The sequence below is a fragment of the Actinomycetota bacterium genome (genome assembly GCA_005774595.1).
Taxonomy (GTDB): Bacteria; Actinomycetota; Coriobacteriia; order Anaerosomatales; family D1FN1-002; genus D1FN1-002.
In genome coordinates this window covers 1-2,048 of record VAUM01000330.1, presented here as the reverse complement: position 1 = coordinate 2,048, position 2,048 = coordinate 1, and the positions used below count along the sequence as shown (strand labels likewise).

General features: G+C 68.2%; 4 protein-coding genes. All 4 read left to right on the top strand.

Going from position 1 to position 2,048, the window contains the following annotated elements:
* Window positions 1-13 precede the first annotated feature (13 nt).
* The gene (locus tag FDZ70_09745) at window positions 14-442 is read left to right on the top strand and encodes a hypothetical protein (protein ID TLM69484.1); all 429 of its coding nucleotides are present in this window, start codon (window positions 14-16) and stop codon (window positions 440-442) included.
* Window positions 443-515: 73 nt separating this feature from the next.
* Window positions 516-1,079, top strand: coding sequence for a hypothetical protein (locus tag FDZ70_09740; GenBank protein ID TLM69483.1), 564 nt, complete (start codon window positions 516-518; stop codon window positions 1,077-1,079).
* A complete protein-coding gene (locus FDZ70_09735) occupies window positions 983-1,510 on the top strand; it encodes a hypothetical protein (protein TLM69485.1) in 528 nt (175 codons plus the stop codon). Before FDZ70_09740 ends, FDZ70_09735 begins: the two co-directional genes overlap by 97 nt.
* Window positions 1,507-2,048 (top strand): hypothetical protein (locus FDZ70_09730; protein TLM69482.1); only part of this gene is annotated, 542 nt, incomplete at its 3' end. The genes FDZ70_09735 and FDZ70_09730, both read left to right, overlap by 4 nt.

The following is a 2,048-nucleotide window of genomic DNA, read 5'->3' as shown; positions in this document are numbered from 1 at the left end:
GCTCACCGCCGCGATGGGCTTCCGAACCGGCTGGAAGGCGGCTGACTCCGACACCGTCCGACGCGCGCTGAACGGCTTCGACCACTCCCTCGACGCCACCCGCGGAGACCTCTTCGCCCTGCGGGAACTGCTGACGGCGAAGCGCCCGTTCCTGCTCGGACTCCTGCAGAATCCGAACCTCCTGGAGCACGAGACGTTCACGGAGTTGCTGTGGGCGGTCCTTCACCTGCAGGAAGAGCTCGACGCGCGCTCGTCGTTCGAGGGACTTCCGGCGAGCGACCTCGCCCACCTTTCCGGAGACCTGAAGCGGGCCTACAACGCCATTCTCGTGGAGTGGCTGGCCTACATGCGCCACCTGAGCACGCAGTATCCCTATCTGTACTCGCTGGCGGTCAGGCGCAATCCGTACGACCCCGAGCCGTCCGTCGAGGTCCGCACCTGACCCCTTCGCCAACGGGGTATATCCCAGTTGACGCTCGGTCTCGGAGCGTCTGCGCCGTCCAACTGCCGGATGGATGGGGGAAACGGTGCGAGCGAACGCGTCGGGCTGGCGTTTCGCCGCCCTTGCGGTCCTGTTGCTGTGTGCGATGACCTTGTCGCAGTACGGCTGTGCTCGCGGTCCTGCAGCGCCGCTGACCGTCGCGACGACTCTGTGGCCCGGCAACGAGCCTCTCTTCCTCGCGAGCGAGATGGGCTACTACGGCGACACCGACGTGCGCCTCATGGAACTGCCGTCGACCTCCGCGGTCGTGGACGCATTCGCCAAGGGGAGGGTCGACGGCGCGACGGCGACCCTCGACGAGGCGCTCCAGTACCTCGAGGAGCACGACGACATGCGCGTGGTGGTCGTGCTCGACACCTCGAACGGCGGCGACGTGGTCATGGCGCGACCCGAGATCACCGAGCTCAAGGGGCTGCGCGGCAGGAAGGTGGCCGTGGAGGGCACGGCACTGGGCGCCTTCGTCCTGAGTCGCGCCCTGGAATCGGCGGGGATGCAGCCTGGCGACGTCGAGCCGGTCTATCTCGCGATGGACGAGCACCTGCAGGCGTACACTCCGGCAGGGTCGACGCCGTCGTGACGTTCGAGCCCGTGCGTTCGAAGCTCGTCTCCGAGGGTGCCGGGGTCCTGTTCGACAGCTCCCGGATCCCGGGCGAGATCGTGGACATCCTCGTCGTGCGCGACAGCGTTCTGCGCGACCGGCCCGGCGACGTGCGAGCGCTGATCTCTGGCTGGGAGCAGGCCGTCCAGCACCTCCGCCGCGACCCGACCGACGCCGCGCGCAGAATGGCCACCCGCGAGCAGATGACCCCCGAGGAGTTCGCGGCGGCGCAGGAGCTCCTCGAGATCCCGGACGCCGAAGGCGAGGACGCGTTCTTCGATGGCGAACACCCCGCGCTCCTGACCACCGCCGAGTCGCTCCAGCAGGTCATGCTCAGGCAGCGGCTGCTCGACAAGCACGTCGACGCCACACTGCTGCTCGAGGGCGTGGCGGAGGTCAGGTCGAAGTGAGCAGAGTCAGGCTGCGAGTCCTCCTGCCGGTCACCCTCTTCGTCTTCGCTGTCTTCGCGACCGTGCCTCTCGGACTCTTCCGCTCCGCACGGATCAGGGCCGATGCGCTCGACGCGGCGCGTGAGACTGTCGACATGGCCATGACCCAGCTCCAGGAGACGTTCGCCGCGGGCGATGAGTCGCTGGGCTTCCCGATCGCCTCGCGGCGCCTTGCCTCCGTGGCAGTGAACCCGAACGTGATCACGCTGTTCATGGCAGACGACGCCGGCAACGTCACCGCAGCGAACCACAACGCCCTCATCGGACGCCCGGCAACCGAGGTTGAGGGGTTCGACCCGGGGACCGCGCGGACGGCCGCGACGAAGAACCGCAATGAGGTCGTAGAGGACGTGGCGTCAGATCGGCTGCGCGGCTACTACCCCGTCGTGATCGGTGCAGAACCCGGCAAGCTCCGCGCTGACCGGATGGGGCTGCTGTTCATCGAGTACGACCTTGCTGAGCGCGTGCACCGCGCGCGCAGCGAGGCCCTCGCGGAGAG